The following is a 17,600-nucleotide window of genomic DNA, read 5'->3' on the forward strand; positions in this document are numbered from 1 at the left end:
CGGTCTGCCTCACATGCGGAAGACGCCGAAGTTCTCGGTGCCTTGGATCGGGGCGGAGGCAATGGCCGACAGGCACATTCCCACCACCGTGCGGGTGTCACGCGGATCGATGACGCCGTCGTCGTACAGCCGGCCGGACAGGAACATCGGCAGCGACTCGGCCTCGATCTGGTTCTCGATCATGGCGCGGATGCCGGCATCGGCCTCCTCGTCGAACGCCTGCCCGCGGGCCTCCGCGGAGGCCCTGCTGACGATGGAGATGACGCCGGCCAACTGTGCGCCGCCCATCACCGCGGACTTCGAACTCGGCCACGCGAACAGGAATCGGGGATCGAAGGCCCGGCCACACATTCCGTAGTGACCGGCGCCGTAGGACGCGCCGAGCAGGATCGAGATGTGCGGCACCTTCGAGTTCGCGACGGCGTTGATCATCATCGAGCCGTGCTTGATCATCCCGCCCTCCTCGTACTCCTTGCCGACCATGTACCCGGTCGTGTTGTGCAGGAACAGCAGTGGGGTGTTGGACCGGTTCGCCAACTGGATGAACTGGGTGGCCTTCTGGGACTCCTCGCTGAAGAGCACGCCCCTGGCGTTCGCGAGGATGCCGATCGGGTAGCCGTGCAGCTCCGCCCAGCCGGTGACCAGCGAGGAGCCGTACATCGGCTTGAACTCGTCGAAATCGGATCCGTCGACGATGCGGGCGATCACCTCGCGCGGGTCGAACGGGATCTTCAGGTCCGCGGGGACGATGCCGAGGAGCTCCTCCGGGTCCGCGAGCGGCTCGATCACCTCCGCGCGGGGAGCCGGTCCCTCCTTCTTCCAGTTCAGCCGCTTGACGATGCTCCGGCCAATGCGGATCGCGTCCTGTTCGTCGACGGCGAAGTAGTCGGCCAGACCCGACTTCCTCGCGTGCATCTCGGCGCCGCCGAGCGACTCGTCGTCCGACTCCTCGCCCGTCGCCATCTTCACCAGCGGCGGGCCTGCGAGGAACACCTTGGAGCGTTCCTTGATCATCACCACGTGATCGGACATGCCCGGGATGTAGGCACCGCCAGCGGTGGAGTTACCGAATACCAGCGCGATGGTGGGGATCCCGGCCGCGGACAGCTGCGTGAGATCGCGGAACATCCGGCCGCCAGGGATGAAGACCTCTTTCTGGGTCGGCAGATCCGCACCACCGGACTCGACGAGGGAGATCACCGGCAGTCGGTTCTGCATCGCGATGTCGTTGGCCCGGAAGCCCTTCCGCAGGGTCCACGGGTTGCTTGTGCCGCCACGAACGGTCGGATCGTTCGCGACGATCAGGCACTCGACCCCCTCCACGACGCCGATGCCCACCACGGTGCTGGCGCCGACCGGGAAGTCGCTTCCCCACGCCGCGAGCGGGCACAGCTCGAGGAACGGCGAATCCTGATCGATAAGCAGCTCGATCCGTTCACGGGCGAGCAGCTTGCCCCGCTTGTGGTGCCGCGCCACATACTTCTCGCCGCCGCCTGCCAGCGCCTTGGCGTGCTCGGTCTCGAGCTCGGCGAGTTTGGCGTTCATCGTCTCCACCGCGGTCGCGTACACCTCCGACCCGGTGTCGAGGGTGGACCTAAGAACCGTCATGACTGATACCCCAATCGCTTTGCCGCCAATCCGGTGAGGATCTCGGTGGTGCCTCCACCGATCCCCAGGATTCGCATGTCCCGGTATTGCCTTTCGACTTCGCTTTCCCGCATGTAGCCGAGCCCGCCGAACAACTGCACCGCCTGGTTCGCCACCCACTCGCCCGCCTCGACGGCGGTGTTCTTCGCGAAGCAGACCTCGGCGATGAAATCCTGTTCCGACTCCAGCGAGCGCTCGACGAGCGCGCGGGTGTACACCCGTGCGACGTCGACCCGGCGAGCCATCTCGGTGACGGTGTTCTGCACCGACTGCCTGCTGATCAACGGCCTGCCGAACGTCTCCCGGTCCCGGCACCATTGCAGGGTCAGGTCCAGGCATCGCTGGGCGCTCGAGTAGGCCTGGGCGGCGAGCGCGATCCGTTCGGTGAGGAAGGCCTGCGCGATCTGCTGGAAGCCGCTGTTCTCGGCCCCGACGAGGTTCTCCGCCGGAACCCGGGCGTCCACGAAGGACAGCTCCGCGGTGTCCGAGGCCAACCAGCCCATCTTCTCGAGCTTGCGCGTGACCTCGAATCCGGGCGTGCCCTTCTCGATGACGAGGAGCGAGACGCCCGCCGCCCCTTCCCCACCGGTGCGGACGGCGGTGACAACGAAGTCGGCGCGACAACCGGAGGTGATGAACGTCTTGGCCCCGTTGACGACGAAATGGTCGCCGTCCCGAACCGCCCTGGTCCGCAGGTGCCCGACATCCGAGCCGCCGCCGGGCTCGGTGATCGCCAGCGAGCCGATCAGCTCGCCTGCGAGGGTCGGCCGCACCCAGCGTTCGATCTGACGTTCGTCACCCGCAGCGACGAGGTGCGGCAACACGATGCCCGAGGTGAACAGGGAGGCGAACAGGCCACCCGACCCGCCCGCGTAGTGCATCTCCTCGCAGATCGTCACGGCATCGACGAGATCGCCGCCGGATCCGCCGACCGACTCGGGGAACCCGGCGCCGATCAGCCCGAGGGCTCCCGCCTTCTTGTGCAGCTCACGAGGCAGCTCGCCGTGTCGCTCCCAATCCTCGAGATGGGGCAGCACATCCTGCTCGGCGAATCGGCGAACCGTCTCGCGCAACGCCTTTCGTTCGTCGGTGGTCCACACACTCACAGCGTCCCTCCCAGGGGTCGGTCACCGAGTAGAAGCTCCTCCGGAATGTCGATGTGCCTGGCCCGCAACCACTCCCCGAGGCCCTTGGCCTGGGGATCGAATCGGGCCTGCGAGGCGACGCCCGCCCCGAGGATGCCCTCGATGACGAAGTTCACCGCGCGCAGCTTCGGGAACAGGTGCCGGGTCACCGGCAGCCCGGCAGTCTCGGGGAGCAGCCGCCCGAGCTCCTCCACCGTGAGCGTGTTGGCCAGCCATCGCCACTGTTCGTCGGTGCGAACCCAGACGCCTACGTTGGCGTTGCCGCCCTTGTCGCCGCTGCGGGCGGCCGCGATCGTGCCGAGCGGGACACGGATGGTCGGCGTCGTCGGCAATGGTTGCGGCAGTTCGGGATCGGTCACCGTGTCCAGTTCCCTGGTCGGCCCGCACGGGGCGACCGGGATCCGGGTGCCGTCGGGCAGGACCGCGGTGTGCGGCACCTCGGCGGCGTCGACGTAGCCGGGCGTGAACACGGCGTACGGCTGTCCGTTCGACGGCGGTGCGGTCAGGCTGAAGCCCGGGTAGCTGGCCAGCGCGAGCTCGACCGAGACGGACGAGAAGGCTCGACCGACGACGTTCGGATCCGGATCGCGAACGACGCAGCGCAGCAACGCGCTCGCAGTCTCCTCGGTGTCCGCGTCCGGATGATCGGTGCGCGCGAGGGTCCACGTCATCTCGGCCGGTTTGGTGGTCATCCACGACTCGAACTGCGTGCGGGCGAGCTCAGCCTTCGCCTCGATGTCCAGGCCGGTCAGGATCATCGTGAACTCGTTGCGGAACCCGGCAAGCGCGTTGAGGGAGACCTTCAACGTCGGCGGCGGCGCCTCGCCCCGCACCCCGCTGATGCGCACCCGGTCGGGTCCGTCGGAGGTGAGTTCGAGGGAGTCCATCCGGGTGGTGACGTCCGGTCCGGCGTAACGGCCACCGGTGATCTCGTAGAGCAGCTGGGCGGTGACGGTGCCGACGCTGACCGCGCCCCCGGTGCCCGCGTGCTTGGTGATGACCGAGGATCCATCCGCGTGGATCTCGGCGATCGGGAATCCGGGTCGTCCCATGTCGGCGATCTCGGTGAAGAACGAGTAGTTGCCGCCCGTCGCCTGGGTGCCGCACTCGATCACGTGCCCGGCCGCGACGGCCCCGGCCAGCTGATCGAAATCCGTTCTTCCCCAGCCGAAATGCGCCGCGGCGGGCCCGACGATCACGGACGCGTCGGTGACCCTGCCGGTGACCACGACGTCCGCGCCCGCGCCGAGGCATTCGACGATGCCCCACGCACCGAGGTAGGCATTGGCGGTCAGCGGAGCAGGCGCGCCCGGCGCCCCCGTCAGGCCCAGATCCGCCGCCCTCGCGATCAGGTCGTCGCCCTCGACATGGGCGATGACCGCCCCGAGACCGAGCCGCTCGTTCACCTCGCGCAGAGCCTGCGCCAGGCCGGCCGGGTTCAGCCCGCCCGCGTTGGCGACGATCTTGACGCCCTTGTCCAGCGCCAGTCCCAGGCAGTCCTCGGCCTGGCGGAGGAACGTCTTGGCATAGCCTCGGGCGGGATCCTTCATCCGGTCGCGACCGAGGATCAGCATCGTCAATTCGGCGAGGTAATCGCCTGTGAGGTAGTCGAGTTCGCCACCCTCGAGCATCTCGCGCATCGCCGAGATGCGGTCTCCGTAGAAGCCTGAGCAGTTTCCGATCCGGACGGGGGTTGTCATGCGTCCACCTTCGGGTCACGGCCGGCGCCGGGAGGACCGGCGAAGACCTGGGCGATTGCGATCCACGCGGTGGCATCGGGCCCCACAGCGGTCAGATCCAGATCCGCCGGGTTCGCCCGCTGGGTGACCAGCAGGCAGAAGTCCGCAGCGGGACCGGTGACGCGCTGTGCCGCGTCTTCGGGGCCCCAGGTCCAGACCTCGTCACCCTCGGGGGCCGTCAGCTCGAACCGGAACTCCTCCGCAGGCGGGGTCAGCTCGTTCACGGCGTATGCGAAGTCACGGGTGCGCACGCCGAGATGCGCGATACTGCGCAGGCGATTTGTCGGCGGAGCATCCACACCGAGCGCCGCGGCGACGTCCTGTCCGTGCGCCCAGGTCTCCATCAGCCTGGCGGTGGCCATCGACATCGCACTCATCGGAGGGCCGTACCAGGGCAGCTTGGTCCCGCTCGGCACTGCCGCGAGCGCCTCGGCGAGTGCGGTTCGACCGGCGCGCCAGTCCGCCAACAGCTCGGCGGGCGGCCGGGCTGCCTCGACCTCGGCCGCCTCGTCGACGAAACCGAGGGGGTTCTTCCATGCGGCGGCCAGCGACTCGGCGAAGGCCTCGGGATCGGTCACCGCCATCAGCGAGGCGCGATCCGTCCAGGCCAGGTGCCCGATCTGGTGGGCGATCGACCAGCCCTTGGCGGGCGTCGGACCCGCCCATTGTTCGTCGGTCAGGCTCGCGACCAGCGCGTCGAGCTGCTCGCCCTCCGCCTGCAGATCGCTGATGGTGGTACTCAGATCGGCCATCGATGCTCCCTCGAGTAGTGCTGCGACCAGCATCACACCACCCGCCATAAAAATCAAGCACGCTTGCTTGTTATTGGGACCACGCCCCACCCCTCGCGGCATCCAGAAGGATTTCGGGATTCACACACCGCATACGCCTCGCATGCGGTTTGATGCTCGAAAATAGGGCGGGCGTCCAGTCCGCTTCCGAAGGGCAGCGGCACGAACAACGGCGGCGCGCAGGGGCTCAACCATCCACCCCCACGACCATTCCCCCCATTCGTTAGATCACTGAACTAGCTTGTGCCGCAGTCCATTTCAGTGATAGATCGGTTCATTGATTTCACCCCGAGGCCACGGCTCGTGCGGTAGAACTGGTGCGCGCCCGCCCAGGACGCAAACCACTCCACCGACACGAGGAGACGCACGTGCCCCTAATCGACTTAGCCACCCTGCTGAACTTCAGCCAGGCCCACGACATCTTCATCGGCACCGTGATCGGCCTGCCGTTCGGCCCCCAGCTCGCGATCGGCAGCTGATACCGGATCAACCGAGGGTGGCCTCATGGTTCGAATGAATGTGAGGTAGATCACCTCGTAGCCCGTTTGTGACCAGATCGAGACCTCGTCGGGTAGAAATACAAGACGCGCGCAAACCCTCGGCGCATCACGATCGAAGACAACACACAGGAGAATCCATGCCTACTTCGTCCGAACTGTCCGACCTGTTCGGCACCCTGAGCAAGATCTTCGGCGTCCTCGGATCTGTCGAGGACGCAGCGGGCTCGGCCGAGTAATCACGCAGACTCACTGTGGGGGCTGTCGGACATCGACAGCCCCCACAGTGCGTTCGGATCCACTGTGCCCTGTGGCAACCCAATAGGTTTACACCGCAGCATATTTCGACGCACTAACGAAGTAGCGATCCGCATCTCCGAATCGAGCCCGGACCCACGACGTGTGCGGTAGAACTGGACCGCGCCGCGTTCGGGGGCGCGTCCGGAAACATCGAGAACACGAGGAGTGAGTTATGGGATCGTCCGATCTGAGCACACTGATGGCCACCCTGAAGGGCCTTCTCGGGCTCGCTCCGGCGGGCGCCGACCAGCAGTTCGTCGGCAGCAGCACCGGCGATCATTTCGTAGGCAGCACCTTTCCGTGATCGACGGCGCGGGTCCGTGCGTCTCACGCACGGACCTGCGGCGGCGCGGTTGATCGATCGCCCGTCACCCGGGCGCGCGCAACAGCCGCGGCGCCGCCTGCTCCTGACTCGTGACACCTCCGGCCGCAAGTGCGTCCAGCAGGCCCTGTGCCCAGGCCACCAGGCCGGCGACGTCGAGTCCATGCGGAGGATCGAGCTCGAACCCTCGAATCCGGCCCTGGCCGCGCCGCAGCAGCGACTGGGCGCCGATGGTATTGCCGCGCAACAGATGCGTCAGGCCCACCGCAAGCTGAGCAAGACCCTGCCAGAGCTCACGTTCGGAATCCGGCGCCGATTTCCACGAACCCTCGAGCACCTCGTGTGCGTGGAACGGCCTCCCCGCGTCCAGCAGTCGCTGGGCCTCCGCAATCGCCTCCGCAGGCGTCAGCAGGATTCCCTCCGGCACCCGCGCGACACCCTCGGCGCCGCGCGCCAACGGCCTGCCCAGCCCGTCGCGGGGGCGCGCGTTGAGCGGCCTGCCCTGGCCGTCCCGCTCACGCTGCTCCATGCTCTCAACTGTAATGAAGCCGACAGAACCCAAAGCCGAACCCATATCCAAGTAACTGTGAAACCTAGTACCGTCTAGTTGTGGCCATCAGGGCCGACGTCAGTACGAGGAGAGACATGGGCACCATCCACATCACCGCGGTCGCGAAGGCTCCGGTGCACGCCGGCTTCGCCTATGTGGACGACTACAAGAATGTGCCCGCGTGGATGTTCGGGGTGACCCGCTTCGAGCCGGTCGGCGAGCAGACCCATGGACTCGGGGCGACCTTCGACGCCACCATGCAACTCGGCCCCAAATCACTGAACTCCAGGGTCACGATCACCGAGTGGGAACAGGACCGGCTGATCACGCTGGCCTCGGTAGACGGGATCTCGAATACATCGACGTGGCGCTTCGCCCCGGCGGGCGACGACAGCACCGAGATGACGGTGGATTTCGAGTACTCCCTGCCGGGCGGACTCGCGGGCAAGGTGCTCGCGAAGATCGTCGAGCCGATCGTGGGAACGGCCATCAAACACACCGAGTCCACCCTGCGCCGCCGGGTCGAGGAGCTCGCCAGTACCGACGCCACGGGCTGATCCCGACTCTCCGCCTGCTCGACCCGTGACAGCACGCCGCGAACGGACGACGATGGTCCGGGAGGGACGCATCCGTCGTTTCTTCAGACGCGGGAGAGGGCTCATGTCCACAACGCAACCGGTCGCCACTGCCGACGCTCTCGCGCAACGCATCGTCGAGGCCGCACTCGGCACCGTCGACCTGCTGTCCATCCACCTGGGCGACCGCCTCGGCTGGTACCGGAGTCTCCGGGTCGACGGCCCGGCGACGCCGGAAGAACTCGCCGTCCGCACCGACACCCACCCTCGGTACGCGCGGGAATGGCTGGAGCAACAGGCCGTCACGGGTCTGATCGAGGTTGACTCCGACGAACCCCGACGATTCACGCTGCCATCGGCAGCGGCGGAGGTGCTCACCGACGGGTCCAGCCTCGCCTATCTCGCACCGCTGGCCCGGATGCTCTGCGCCGCAGCCGAACAGATGCCCGCGCTGCTCGAGGCGTATCGATTGGGCGGCGGGGTCGGCTGGGCACAGTACGGAGCCGACGCCCGCGAATCGCAGGCCGAGATGAACCGCCCCTGGTATGAGCGGGCCCTGCCGGAGGCACTGCGGTCGGTTCCCGACCTGGACGCGCTGCTGCGCGAGCCGGGCACCCGCATCGCCGACCTGGGCTGCGGCGGTGGCTGGTCGACGATCGCGCTGGCCCGGGCGTACCCCGCTGCCACCGTGGACGGGTTCGACATCGACGAGGCCTCGGTGCGACTGGCCTCGAGCACCAGCCAGGCGAACCCGGACACAGCTCCTCGCGTCGCCTTCCACTGCGGCGATGCGGCCCGGCTACCCGCGTCCACCTTCCGCTGCGTCTTCGCCTTCGAGTGCGTGCACGACATGCCGAACCCCGTCGAGGTGCTCGCCGCGGCCAGGCGGTCGCTGATCCCAGGAGGTCGCGTCGTCATCATGGACGAGGCGGTCGCCGACTCCTTCGATGCTCCAGGCGACGAGATCGAACGGCTGATGTACGGCTTCAGCCTGCTCATCTGCCTGCCGGACGGAATGAGCCACCGGCCGACCGCCGCCACCGGCACCGTCATGCGCCCGGACACACTCCGCGGCTATGCCTTTGAGGCAGGATTCACCGGATTCGAGATACTCCCGATCGACGGCTTCGGTTTCTGGCGCTTCTATCAACTGACGGCCTGACGACCGTGCCGGTTGGCGTCACCGGGTTCCCTTCCGCAATTCGGTCACTTCTGCCTCCAGTGCCATGAGCCTCCGGTGCAACGCCTGAATGCTCGCCATGCACACACCGTTGGCGTCGACCGGGTGGATTCCCCTGTCCGTGTAGCCGAGACCGAAGGCCGCGGCGAAGTCCTGCGCCATCGGCCCCATGTGCCGAACCGATTCGTGATCGTACCCATAGGTCCAGACGCAGATCGGCAAGGCGGCGACGCGTTCGAGAACCTCGTTCGCCCCCTGTGGCGTCCGAGTGGATCCGCCGACCCCGCGGCGCCGGGTCACGGTGGAATAGAGCCAGGCCACAGGGTGGCGCCCCCGGGCGGACAGCCGGGCGCGCAGACGCCCCCGGCTGGTGTCGATCCACCGGCCGGGGGCGTCTGGCGTTTCTGTGCTGCGCTGTGCCCGATCTGCCTGGTCCTGTGTGCGCTCGGCGCGTGCGATGTTGTCCATGGTGTCGGGAAGCTGAGTCACAGTCGCCTCACTCAGTCGGTGAGCCGTCGGACGTCGTGCTTGATGGTCGCATCGCTGCTGAGGATGAAGGTCGCGACTGCCCCGACCGCAGCGAGAATGAGTGCCAACATGATTGCCTCCTTGATAGGTGTTTCGGTATCCCTCTCGGCGATACCGTGTTCTCTTGAACACCTACAACTTTGAGGCAGCGACACCCCCCGAGACCATCATCACCAGGGAGGAACTCCCTCCCACCTGAGGTCAGCCGCCCAGCAGGCCCTTCGCGATGTGCGTCACCTGGATCTCGTTGCTGCCCGCGTAGATCATCAGCGACTTGGCGTCGCGCGCGAGCTGCTCCACCTTGTACTCGGCCATGTAGCCGTTGCCGCCGAACAGCTGGACGGCCTCCATGGCGACCTCGGTGGCGGCGCGCGAGGAGTACAGCTTCATCGCCGATGCCTCGGCGAGGGTCACCTTGTTGCCCGCGGCAGTGCGCTCGATCGCGTTGAACACCATGTTCTGCACGTTGAGGCGCGCGACCTCCATCTCGGCAAGCTTGAGCTGGATCAGCTGGAACTGCGCGATCTCCTTGCCCCACAGCTTGCGGGTCTTGGCGTAGTCGATGCACAGCCGCTGGCACTCGTTGATGATCCCGAGCGCGAGTGAGGCGATGCCGATCCGCTCCGCCGCGAAGGACTCCTTGGCGCTCTCCTTGCCATCGCCCTTGGCGGGGTTCTCGGTCTCGCCGAGCAGCCGGTCCTTGCTGATCCGGACGTTGTCGAAGAACAGCTCGCCCGTGGGCGACGAGTTCATGCCCATCTTCTTGAACGGCGGGCTCTGGGTGAAGCCCTCCATGCCCTTGTCGAGCACGAAGCCGAGCACCTTGCGGTCCCGCCGATCCACGGAGGAGTCGCCCTCGTCGAGCTTGGCGTAGACGATGGTCACGTCGGCGTACGGGCCGTTGGTGATGAAGGTCTTCTGGCCGTTGAGGATGTAGTCCTCGCCGTCGCGCCGGACGTAGGACTTCATGCCGCCGAACGCATCCGAGCCGGAATCGGGCTCGGTGATCGCCCACGCGCCGACCTTCTCCATGGTGACCAGCTCGGGCAGCCAGCGCTTCTTCTGCGCGAGGGTGCCGCGGCTGCGCAGGGTGCCGACCGTGAGGCCAAGGCTCACGCCCATCGACGCGACCAGGCCGAGGCTCACGCCCGCGAGCTCGCTGTTGAGGATCACGCCCATGCTGCCCGCGCCGCTGAAGCCGCCGCCCTTCTCGCCGGATTCGGGCAGCGTTTCGCCGCGCTCCTTCGCCTCCTCCTTCGCGAACGCCTTTTCCAGTGCCTCGCTGGCCATCTCGTCCATACCGAAGGTGGCGTACATCTTGCGGATGATCTCGAACGGGGGGAGCTCGCCGGACTCGAGCTTGTCGACGTGCGGCTTGATCTCCTTCTCGATGAAGCCACGCAGGGCGTCGCGGAACATCAGGTCGGTGTCAGACCACTCGTACATGTCGGGAACTCCCCTTGATCGGCGGATCGTGCGCTACGTGCGGCACGGAAGACGGCGCCGCGACTGCGCGGACACTCACCCCAAATATAGAACACGTTCTTATTTTGGGACAGTGTCCTGCCATCGCGCACCTGGACAGGCGGCGACCGCCGGCACGCCCGTCGACCCTGGACAGACCGATTTTCCGGGGAGCACACTGGCACCGGCGAGAGGATCTGCGATGGCCGAACCCCGAATCGAACCCGCGGCGCCCGACTTCGACGCGTGGGGACCGCAGAGAAGGCAGTCGTGATCGCCGGGTACCGGCTGGCCTACCGGCTCGGACTCACGCCGTGGGAGTGGGCAGGCCGGTCGATCGGCGCGCAGCTGGCGGCGCTCCTCGACAGTCAGGACGCGTCGGTGGGACCGCCGGGGAAGGCGCTCGACGCGGGCTGCGGGACCGGCGCTCACACGATCGAATTGGCCCGCCGCGGCTGGCGGGTGACCGGAATCGACGCCGTGCCGCTGGCGGTGGCCCGCGCCCGAGCGCGCGCCGAAGAGGCAGGGGTCGAGGCGACATTCATGCTCGGCGATGTCACCGAACTCGAGAAATCGGTCGGGCGCGGTTACCGGTTCGTGCTCGACATCGGGTGCTTTCACGGTCTCACCGCCGGCGAGCGGGTCGACTACGCCGACGAGGTCACCCGGATCACCGAGCCGGGGGCGAGCCTGCTGATGTTCGCATTCGGTCCGGGCCGAAGGGGGCCGCTCCCCCGTGGCACGGACCGCGCCGAGGTGGAACGCACGTTCGCCGGGTGGCGGATGATCTCCGACGTCGCGGACACCGACGCGCTGCCGCCGGCGGTCCTGCGGGCGAACCCGCGCTGGTTCCACCTCGCGCGATCCTGAGGTGGGCGGGCATCGGCAGCGCCGTCAGGCCACCGCGGGCCGCTCTCGCCTGCTGCTCTTCCGATGGTGCTTGCGCCCGGTCAGCGCCCAACGCCGATCGGCCACCCTGGTCGTACGGTGGTGGCGTTCGATGGTGAATTCTGTGATCGGTAGCCGCTCCAGCAGGCGGATGTCGGCGCACGGGTCGCCGTTCACTCCCTGCTCGAGCAGCGAGAACGCCGTGTGGTTCACCGCGTGGATCGCGAGCCGGAGCGCGTCGAGCGCGGTCGGCCGCGGTCCGAACCTGGCGAGGGTGTGCCTACCCTGCACGGTGGTTCCGACCACCGCGTAGAAGTGCCATTCCCCGGCGTACTCCGAGTCGCCCGAATCCACGGGCTCGCCTGGCTGGTGTGTGGGACCGGATACAGTGCCCATCTTGCGCCTTCTTCCGTCTTCCGGTGTGGCGTCTCTACGACGGTAACGCGGGCCACCGACACCGTCGGTGCGCCTCGCCGGTGCGCGATGCGGGTTTTCCCCGACGAACCGCGGAGCCGTCGACGTGGCACCATCGCATTCATGCACCGCTTGTGATTCGTCACCGACACCGGGAGTGATTGCTCGTGACCCTTTCTCTCGACGAGGCCGCGGAAACCCTGGCCGCGCAGCCGTTCAGCACCCTGGTCGGCGCCCGGTTGACGGCCTTCACCGACGGCGCCGCCACCCTCACGATCCCGATCCGGCAGGAACTGCTGCAGCAGCACGGGTTCGTGCACGGCGGTGTGCTGTCCTATGCGGCGGACAATGCGCTCACCTTCGCGGCAGGCAGCGTGCTCGGCCCTAGCATCGTCACGTCCGGGTTCAGCATCACCTACCTCCGTCCGGCGATGGGTACCGCGTTGCGTGCTGAGGCGACGGCGGTGAGTTCGGGCCGCAGGCAGGCACTGTGCCGCTGCGAGATCTATGCGGACACCGAGAACGGGCCGGTGCTCTGTGCCGCCGCCCAGGGCACCGCCTCGGTGATCGACCTCGGCCGGACCGGCGCATCCGCATGAGCACCGAGGCCACCGTGATCGGCGGCGGCGTGATCGGGCTGACCTGCGCGCTCGAACTGGCGCGGTCGGGACACGACGTCACCGTGCTGACGGCCGATCCGATCGCCGACACCACATCCGCGGTCGCGGCCGCGATCTGGTTCCCCTATGAGGCGGCACCCGCCGACGCCGTGCTGCGCTGGTCGGCCGAGTCCGCGACGGTGTTCGCCGTCCTGACGTCGGACCCGTCGGCAGGCGTGACCCTGCGGACCGGCACGGTGCTCGAGCGGTCCGCTGCGCCGGACCGCTGGTGGATCCCCGCTGTCACGGGGCATCGGGTGATCCCGGGCGAGGAACTGCCGTCCGGCGTGACGAGCGGGGTGCGCTGCGAGGTCCCGGTCATCGACATGGGCCGCTACCTGCCGTGGCTGGCCCGCCGGTGCGAAGCGGCGGGCGTCCGGGTGATCCGGAGACGGGTCGACGACCTCACGCAGGTCACCGGCGAGCTGATCGTGGTCGCGGCCGGGCTGCGGTCGGCCGCGCTGACCGGGGACGCCCCACTGATCCCGCTGCGTGGTCAGGTGGTGCGCGTGGCCAACCCCGGGCTGACCGACTGGCTGATCGACGACGACAATCCGGACGGGATGACCTACGTGGTACCGCGGTTCGAGGACGTGGTGTGCGGCGGCACCGCCGAGCTCGGGTCCGTCGACACGGCGGTCGATCTCGACACCGAGCGCGCGATCCTCGAGCGGTGCTACGCCCTGGTGCCGGAGCTGCGGGACGCACCGGTCCTCTCGCGCGGCGTCGGCCTCCGTCCGACCCGGCCGTCGGTGCGACTGGAGGCGCTGCCCGGCGCACGCCGGATCATCTGCTGCTACGGGCACGGCGGCGCCGGGGTGACCCTGTCCTGGGGCTGCGCGCGTGAGGTCGCCGCCCTCGCGGGCGAAGCCTGACCCCGCCCCCGACTATTCCTGCGCCAGTCGCAGTTTCGTCGTCAGTCGCTCGAGCTCCTCGAGCTCCGCACGGTCGAGCGCGGTGCCGACGTGGCGCCGGATCTGCGCGGCGTGCCGCCTGCCGATGCTGCGCTGCACGGCTCGCCCCTGTTCCGTGAGCGCCACGATGGTGCCCCGTCTGTCCTGCGGATCCGGCAGCCGGTCCAGCAGCCCGGCCTGCTCGAGTCGCTCGACCATGCGACTGAGGGACGGCTGGGTCAACAGGATCTCCCTGTTCAGCTCGTGCAGCCGGGCCCGTGCGCCCTCGCGGCGGCTGAGCGTGAACAGCACGTCGTACTCACGGCGGCCGAGTGGATCCCATGCGTCAGCCGACTCGAACCGGCGCATCAGTGCCACCTGGGCACGGAACAACGCCTCCCACGCATCGGCGGCCAGCTCGGTCGTGCTGCGCGGCCGCCCGCCACCGGCCCGCTCAGTGGGCGGCATCGGTCGTCGCCTCGAGGGTGCCGACGCGACCGTTCCGCTGCGCCAGCAGGCTCGCGTGCGTCGGCGGGTTCTCCGGCACGTGTGCCGGGCGCCGGGCCGCGAACTCGCGCCGCAGCACGGGGGCGACCTCGGAGCCGAGGAGGTCGAGCTGCTCGAGCACCGTCTTCAGCGGCAGGCCCGCGTGGTCGATCAGGAAAAGCTGGCGCTGGTAGTCGCCGAAGTAGTCCGCGAAGGCCAGCGTCTTCTCGATCACCTGCTCGGGCGTGCCGACGGTCAGCGGGGTCTGCTCGGTGAACTCCTCCAGCGAGGGGCCGTGACCGTAGACCGGCGCGTTGTCGAAGTAGGGGCGGAACTCCGCGACCGCGTCCTGCGAGTTCTTCCGCATGAACACCTGCCCGCCGAGACCGACGATGGCCTGGTCGGCGCTGCCGTGCCCGTAGTGCTCGAACCGCTCGCGGTACAGGTTGATCAGCGCGATGTAGTGCTCCTTCGGCCAGAAGATGTTGTTGGCGAAGAAGCCGTCGCCGTGGAACGCGGCGATCTCGGCGATCTCCGGGCTGCGGATCGAGCCGTGCCACACGAACGGGGCGATCCCGTCGAGCGGACGCGGCGTGGAGGTGAACCCCTCGAGCGGGGTTCGGAACCGGCCCTGCCAGTTCACCACGTCCTCGTCCCACAACCGGCGCAGCAGCTGGTAGTTCTCCAGCGCGAGCGGGATCCCCTCCCGGATGTCCTTGCCGAACCAGGGGTACACGGGGGCGGTGTTGCCGCGGCCCATCATCAGGTCGACACGGCCCTCGGCGAGATGCTGCAGCATCGCGTAGTCCTCGGCGATCTTCACCGGGTCGTTGGTGGTGATCAGGGTCGTCGAGGTGGACAGGATCAGGTTCTCGGTCTGAGCGGCGAGGAATCCGAGCATGGTCGTCGGCGAGGACGGGACGAATGGCGGGTTGTGGTGCTCGCCCGTCGCGAAGACATCGAGGCCCACGTCCTCCGCGTGCTTGGCGATGGTCGTCATCGCCTTGATGCGCTCGTGCTCGGTCGGCGCCCGCCCCGTGGTGGGGTCCGGCGTGACGTCGCCGACGCTGAAGATTCCGATCTGCATGATGACTCCCTCGAGCTGGATTGAACGCGTCCGCTATTTCAATACGTTTGCATGAACTTCGAACCGCGCGGGGCTCCGGGATATTCCGCACCGCATACCCGGGGCTGTGGATAGGGGATGCCGGACCCATCGGGGCAGCCGCCGCCGGGCCCCGATCGGCGTCCCCTAATCGGCCCCTAATCCGCCGTCACTCCCAGCGATCGACCCGGTGCCCGGCGTACCAATGGGACTCGACGCCGACCGGCGTCGCTCACCACGCGACAGGAGTACTCAATGTCCTTCTCTGCCCTCTTCTCGTCCCTGTTCTCCTCGGTGTTCGGCGGCCAGTTCGACAGCGGCTCGCTCGGCGGCACCATCGGCGGCAACGCAGGCGGCGGCGCGAACGGCGGCGGCGCAGCCGGATTCGAGTCCTGATCCGCCCCGCGGCCGGGAACTAGGGCCGAGGGCACGAAACGACGATGGCCCGCACCCCCTCGGGGGTGCGGGCCATCGTCGGTTGAGTCGAGGGGTCCCAGGGACTCAGTGAACCATCACCTGGGTCGCGTCGGCCGGGGCCGCGGGCTTGCTCCGCGGCAACAGGAACGCCGGGATCAGCGTCAGCAGGATCAGCACGAGGGCGACCGTGAAGGTGTTGCCGAACGCGTCGGCCGCGGCGTTCAGGCCCTGCTCGATCGCACCGGGCGGCATCTTCTCCGCGATCGACGGATCGTGCGCAGCCGCGGTGGCGGGCCCCGCCAGCGGGCGCGCCAACATCTGGTTGGTGAGCACCACCGACATGGTCGCGGTTCCGATGGAGCCGGCGACCTGCTGAACGATGTTCATCAGCGTCGAACCGCGGGCCACCGTCTCGTCGGTCAGGGTCTGCATCGCCGCCGTCATGATCGGCATCATGGTGCAGCCCATGCCGAGGCCCATCACGAACAGCGCGCCGAGCAGCAACACATACGAGGTGTCGGCACCCACCTGCGTGAACACCGCCATGCCGATCGAGATCAGCGTGATGCCCGTCAGCACGATCTTGCCGGGACCGATCTTGTCGACGAGCGTGCCCGCCACCGGCATGGTGAGCATGGCGCCGATGCCCTGCGGCGCCAGCAGCAGACCCGCCGCCAGCGTGGTCTCACCACGAACCTGGAGGAAGTAGCTCGGGAACAGCAGCCCGGCACCCATGAACGCGATCACGAACATCGTCGAGGTGACGACCGCGATGGTGAGCCTGCGGTTCTTGAACAGGCGCAGGTCGATCAGCGGATGAGCGGCGCGGAGCCCGTGGAACACGAAGCCGATGACCAGCGCCAGGCCGATCACGGCCGGGATCAGCACCCGCGAGGCCGCAACGGTCCCGGTTTCCGGGATCGAGGACACACCGAACAGGAAGAGTGCGAGACCGGGCGAGAGCAGCAGCATGCCGACGAAGTCGAAGGACTGGGACGGGCTCGGCTGGTCCTTGGGCAGCAGTACGAACGCTGCGGTCAGTGCGACGATGCCGACCGGCAGGTTGATCAGGAAGATCCAGTGCCAGCTCGCGCTCTCGATCAGCCAGCCGCCCAGGATCGGCCCACCGATGGGACCGAGCATCATCGGGATGCCGAGCACCGCCATCACGCGACCGACGCGGTGGGGGCCAGCGGCGCGGGTCATGATCGTCATGCCGAGCGGCATCAGCATGCCGCCACCGAGGCCCTGCAGGACCCGGAAGCCGATCAGCGACTCGATGTTCCATGCCATCGAACACAGCACCGACGCGCCGACGAACAGCACCAGCGCCGTCATGTAGAGGCGCTTGGTGCCGAACCGGTCCGCGGCCCAGCCCGTCACGGGGATGACGGTCGCCAGGGCCAGGGTGTAGGCGGTCATGGTCCACGCGACGGTTGCGTAGGTCGCGTCGAACTCGGACATGAACGTCGGCAGTGCCACGCTCACGACCGTCACGTCGAGGATCGACATGATGGCGCCGAGCACCACCACGCTTGCGACCTTCAGAACTGCGCCGTCGATCTTGTCCGAGGCCGCGGGGGCGCCCGGAGGTGTCGGCGTCGTCATGGGTTCTCCTGACAATTGGCTCGCAGAACATCTCCCGCGAGAATGGGTTTCAGCGACTCGTACAGCCGGTCACGGTCCGAGTCCGACAGACGGGCGGCGAAGGCTCGCAGCTCGTCCTTCTTGCTGTCGATGTGGCCGGACGCGATGCTACGACCGGCCTCCGACAACGAAATCCTCTTGATGCGGCGGTCCTTGGGGTCCTCGCGACGATCCACGAGCCCCTGGTTCACCAACTGGTCGATGTTGCGACCCGCGGCCGCGACCGAGAACCGCAGTCGCTCGGCCACCTCGTTGATCGCCACGGGTTCTCCGTGTTGCGCCAGCATGAACAGAGTTCGCGCCTGCGAGAACGACAGATCCATGGCGATCAACTTGTCCATGGACTCCGACTT

Annotated in this window: 19 protein-coding genes; 7 read left to right on the top strand and 12 right to left on the bottom strand. The window is 67.9% G+C overall.

The window, feature by feature from the left end:
* Positions 1-9: 9 nt before the first annotated feature.
* From RM1_RS09015 to RM1_RS09030, 4 genes are read right to left on the bottom strand one after another with little or no spacing between them, the layout of a single operon-like run.
* Positions 10-1,608, bottom strand: coding sequence for an acyl-CoA carboxylase subunit beta (locus RM1_RS09015; protein WP_072750975.1), 1,599 nt, complete (start codon positions 1,606-1,608; stop codon positions 10-12).
* Positions 1,605-2,753 carry an acyl-CoA dehydrogenase family protein gene (locus tag RM1_RS09020; protein WP_072750976.1) on the bottom strand — a complete coding sequence of 383 codons (1,149 nt, stop codon included), beginning with the start codon at positions 2,751-2,753 and terminating at the stop codon, positions 1,605-1,607. Before RM1_RS09020 ends, RM1_RS09015 begins: the two co-directional genes overlap by 4 nt.
* Positions 2,750-4,492, bottom strand: a complete 1,743-nt coding sequence (locus RM1_RS09025) for an acyclic terpene utilization AtuA family protein (RefSeq protein WP_072750977.1) — start codon at positions 4,490-4,492, stop codon at positions 2,750-2,752. The genes RM1_RS09020 and RM1_RS09025 overlap by 4 nt, the downstream gene beginning before the upstream one ends.
* A complete protein-coding gene (locus RM1_RS09030; RefSeq protein WP_072751002.1) occupies positions 4,489-5,283 on the bottom strand; it encodes a TIGR03084 family metal-binding protein in 795 nt (264 codons plus the stop codon). Before RM1_RS09030 ends, RM1_RS09025 begins: the two co-directional genes overlap by 4 nt.
* 1,008 nt (positions 5,284-6,291) lie before the next feature.
* Here RM1_RS09030 and RM1_RS27020 point away from each other — a divergent pair.
* Positions 6,292-6,423 (top strand): hypothetical protein, encoded by a 132-nt coding sequence (locus RM1_RS27020; RefSeq protein WP_281252131.1) that lies wholly within the window; start codon positions 6,292-6,294, stop codon positions 6,421-6,423.
* A 64-nt stretch (positions 6,424-6,487) separates the two neighbouring features.
* Here the strand turns inward: RM1_RS27020 and RM1_RS09035 are convergent, their stop codons facing one another.
* Complete coding sequence (locus RM1_RS09035) at positions 6,488-6,970, bottom strand: DUF309 domain-containing protein (protein WP_072750978.1); 483 nt, start codon at positions 6,968-6,970, stop codon at positions 6,488-6,490.
* A 116-nt stretch (positions 6,971-7,086) separates the two neighbouring features.
* Here RM1_RS09035 and RM1_RS09040 point away from each other — a divergent pair, with 116 nt between their 5' ends.
* Positions 7,087-7,548 (top strand): SRPBCC family protein, encoded by a 462-nt coding sequence (locus tag RM1_RS09040; protein WP_072750979.1) that lies wholly within the window; start codon positions 7,087-7,089, stop codon positions 7,546-7,548.
* Between the two features lie 103 nt (positions 7,549-7,651).
* Positions 7,652-8,728 (top strand): class I SAM-dependent methyltransferase, encoded by a 1,077-nt coding sequence (locus RM1_RS09045; RefSeq protein WP_072750980.1) that lies wholly within the window; start codon positions 7,652-7,654, stop codon positions 8,726-8,728.
* A gap of 18 nt (positions 8,729-8,746) precedes the next feature.
* On the opposite strand, the gene RM1_RS09050 is transcribed toward RM1_RS09045, so the two are convergent.
* Positions 8,747-9,235, bottom strand: a complete 489-nt coding sequence (locus RM1_RS09050) for a tail fiber domain-containing protein (protein WP_245816163.1) — start codon at positions 9,233-9,235, stop codon at positions 8,747-8,749.
* Between the two features lie 240 nt (positions 9,236-9,475).
* The gene (locus RM1_RS09055) at positions 9,476-10,720 is read right to left on the bottom strand and encodes an acyl-CoA dehydrogenase family protein (protein ID WP_072750981.1); all 1,245 of its coding nucleotides are present in this window, start codon (positions 10,718-10,720) and stop codon (positions 9,476-9,478) included.
* A 264-nt stretch (positions 10,721-10,984) separates the two neighbouring features.
* On the opposite strand from RM1_RS09055, the gene RM1_RS09060 reads away from it, so the two are divergent.
* Entirely contained in the window at positions 10,985-11,608 is a 624-nt protein-coding gene (locus RM1_RS09060) for a class I SAM-dependent methyltransferase (protein ID WP_245816164.1), read from the top strand.
* Positions 11,609-11,632: 24 nt separating this feature from the next.
* On the opposite strand, the gene RM1_RS09065 is transcribed toward RM1_RS09060, so the two are convergent.
* Positions 11,633-12,022, bottom strand: coding sequence for a hypothetical protein (locus tag RM1_RS09065; protein WP_072750982.1), 390 nt, complete (start codon positions 12,020-12,022; stop codon positions 11,633-11,635).
* 179 nt (positions 12,023-12,201) lie between these two features.
* Here RM1_RS09065 and RM1_RS09070 point away from each other — a divergent pair, with 179 nt between their 5' ends.
* Positions 12,202-12,639, top strand: coding sequence for a PaaI family thioesterase (locus tag RM1_RS09070; protein WP_072750983.1), 438 nt, complete (start codon positions 12,202-12,204; stop codon positions 12,637-12,639).
* Positions 12,636-13,574 (top strand): FAD-dependent oxidoreductase, encoded by a 939-nt coding sequence (locus tag RM1_RS09075; protein WP_072750984.1) that lies wholly within the window; start codon positions 12,636-12,638, stop codon positions 13,572-13,574. Before RM1_RS09070 ends, RM1_RS09075 begins: the two co-directional genes overlap by 4 nt.
* Before the next feature lie 12 nt (positions 13,575-13,586).
* Here RM1_RS09075 and RM1_RS09080 read toward each other — a convergent pair whose 3' ends face one another.
* Both RM1_RS09080 and RM1_RS09085 read right to left on the bottom strand, forming a co-directional pair.
* Positions 13,587-14,060, bottom strand: coding sequence for a MarR family winged helix-turn-helix transcriptional regulator (locus RM1_RS09080; RefSeq protein ID WP_083576614.1), 474 nt, complete (start codon positions 14,058-14,060; stop codon positions 13,587-13,589).
* Positions 14,047-15,165 (bottom strand): LLM class flavin-dependent oxidoreductase, encoded by a 1,119-nt coding sequence (locus RM1_RS09085; protein WP_072750985.1) that lies wholly within the window; start codon positions 15,163-15,165, stop codon positions 14,047-14,049. The genes RM1_RS09080 and RM1_RS09085 overlap by 14 nt, the downstream gene beginning before the upstream one ends.
* A 273-nt stretch (positions 15,166-15,438) precedes the next feature.
* On the opposite strand from RM1_RS09085, the gene RM1_RS26370 reads away from it, so the two are divergent.
* Complete coding sequence (locus RM1_RS26370; RefSeq protein WP_169922295.1) at positions 15,439-15,579, top strand: hypothetical protein; 141 nt, start codon at positions 15,439-15,441, stop codon at positions 15,577-15,579.
* A 105-nt stretch (positions 15,580-15,684) separates the two neighbouring features.
* Here RM1_RS26370 and RM1_RS09090 read toward each other — a convergent pair whose 3' ends face one another.
* Both RM1_RS09090 and RM1_RS09095 read right to left on the bottom strand, forming a co-directional pair.
* Positions 15,685-17,208 carry a DHA2 family efflux MFS transporter permease subunit gene (locus RM1_RS09090; protein WP_072750986.1) on the bottom strand — a complete coding sequence of 508 codons (1,524 nt, stop codon included), beginning with the start codon at positions 17,206-17,208 and terminating at the stop codon, positions 15,685-15,687.
* Positions 17,205-17,600 (bottom strand): MarR family winged helix-turn-helix transcriptional regulator (locus RM1_RS09095; protein WP_245816166.1); only part of this gene is annotated, 396 nt, incomplete at its 5' end. The genes RM1_RS09090 and RM1_RS09095, both read right to left, overlap by 4 nt.

This window comes from Rhodococcus maanshanensis NBRC 100610 (genome assembly GCF_001894865.1).
In the GTDB taxonomy this organism is placed as follows: domain Bacteria; phylum Actinomycetota; class Actinomycetes; order Mycobacteriales; family Mycobacteriaceae; genus Rhodococcus_G; species Rhodococcus_G maanshanensis.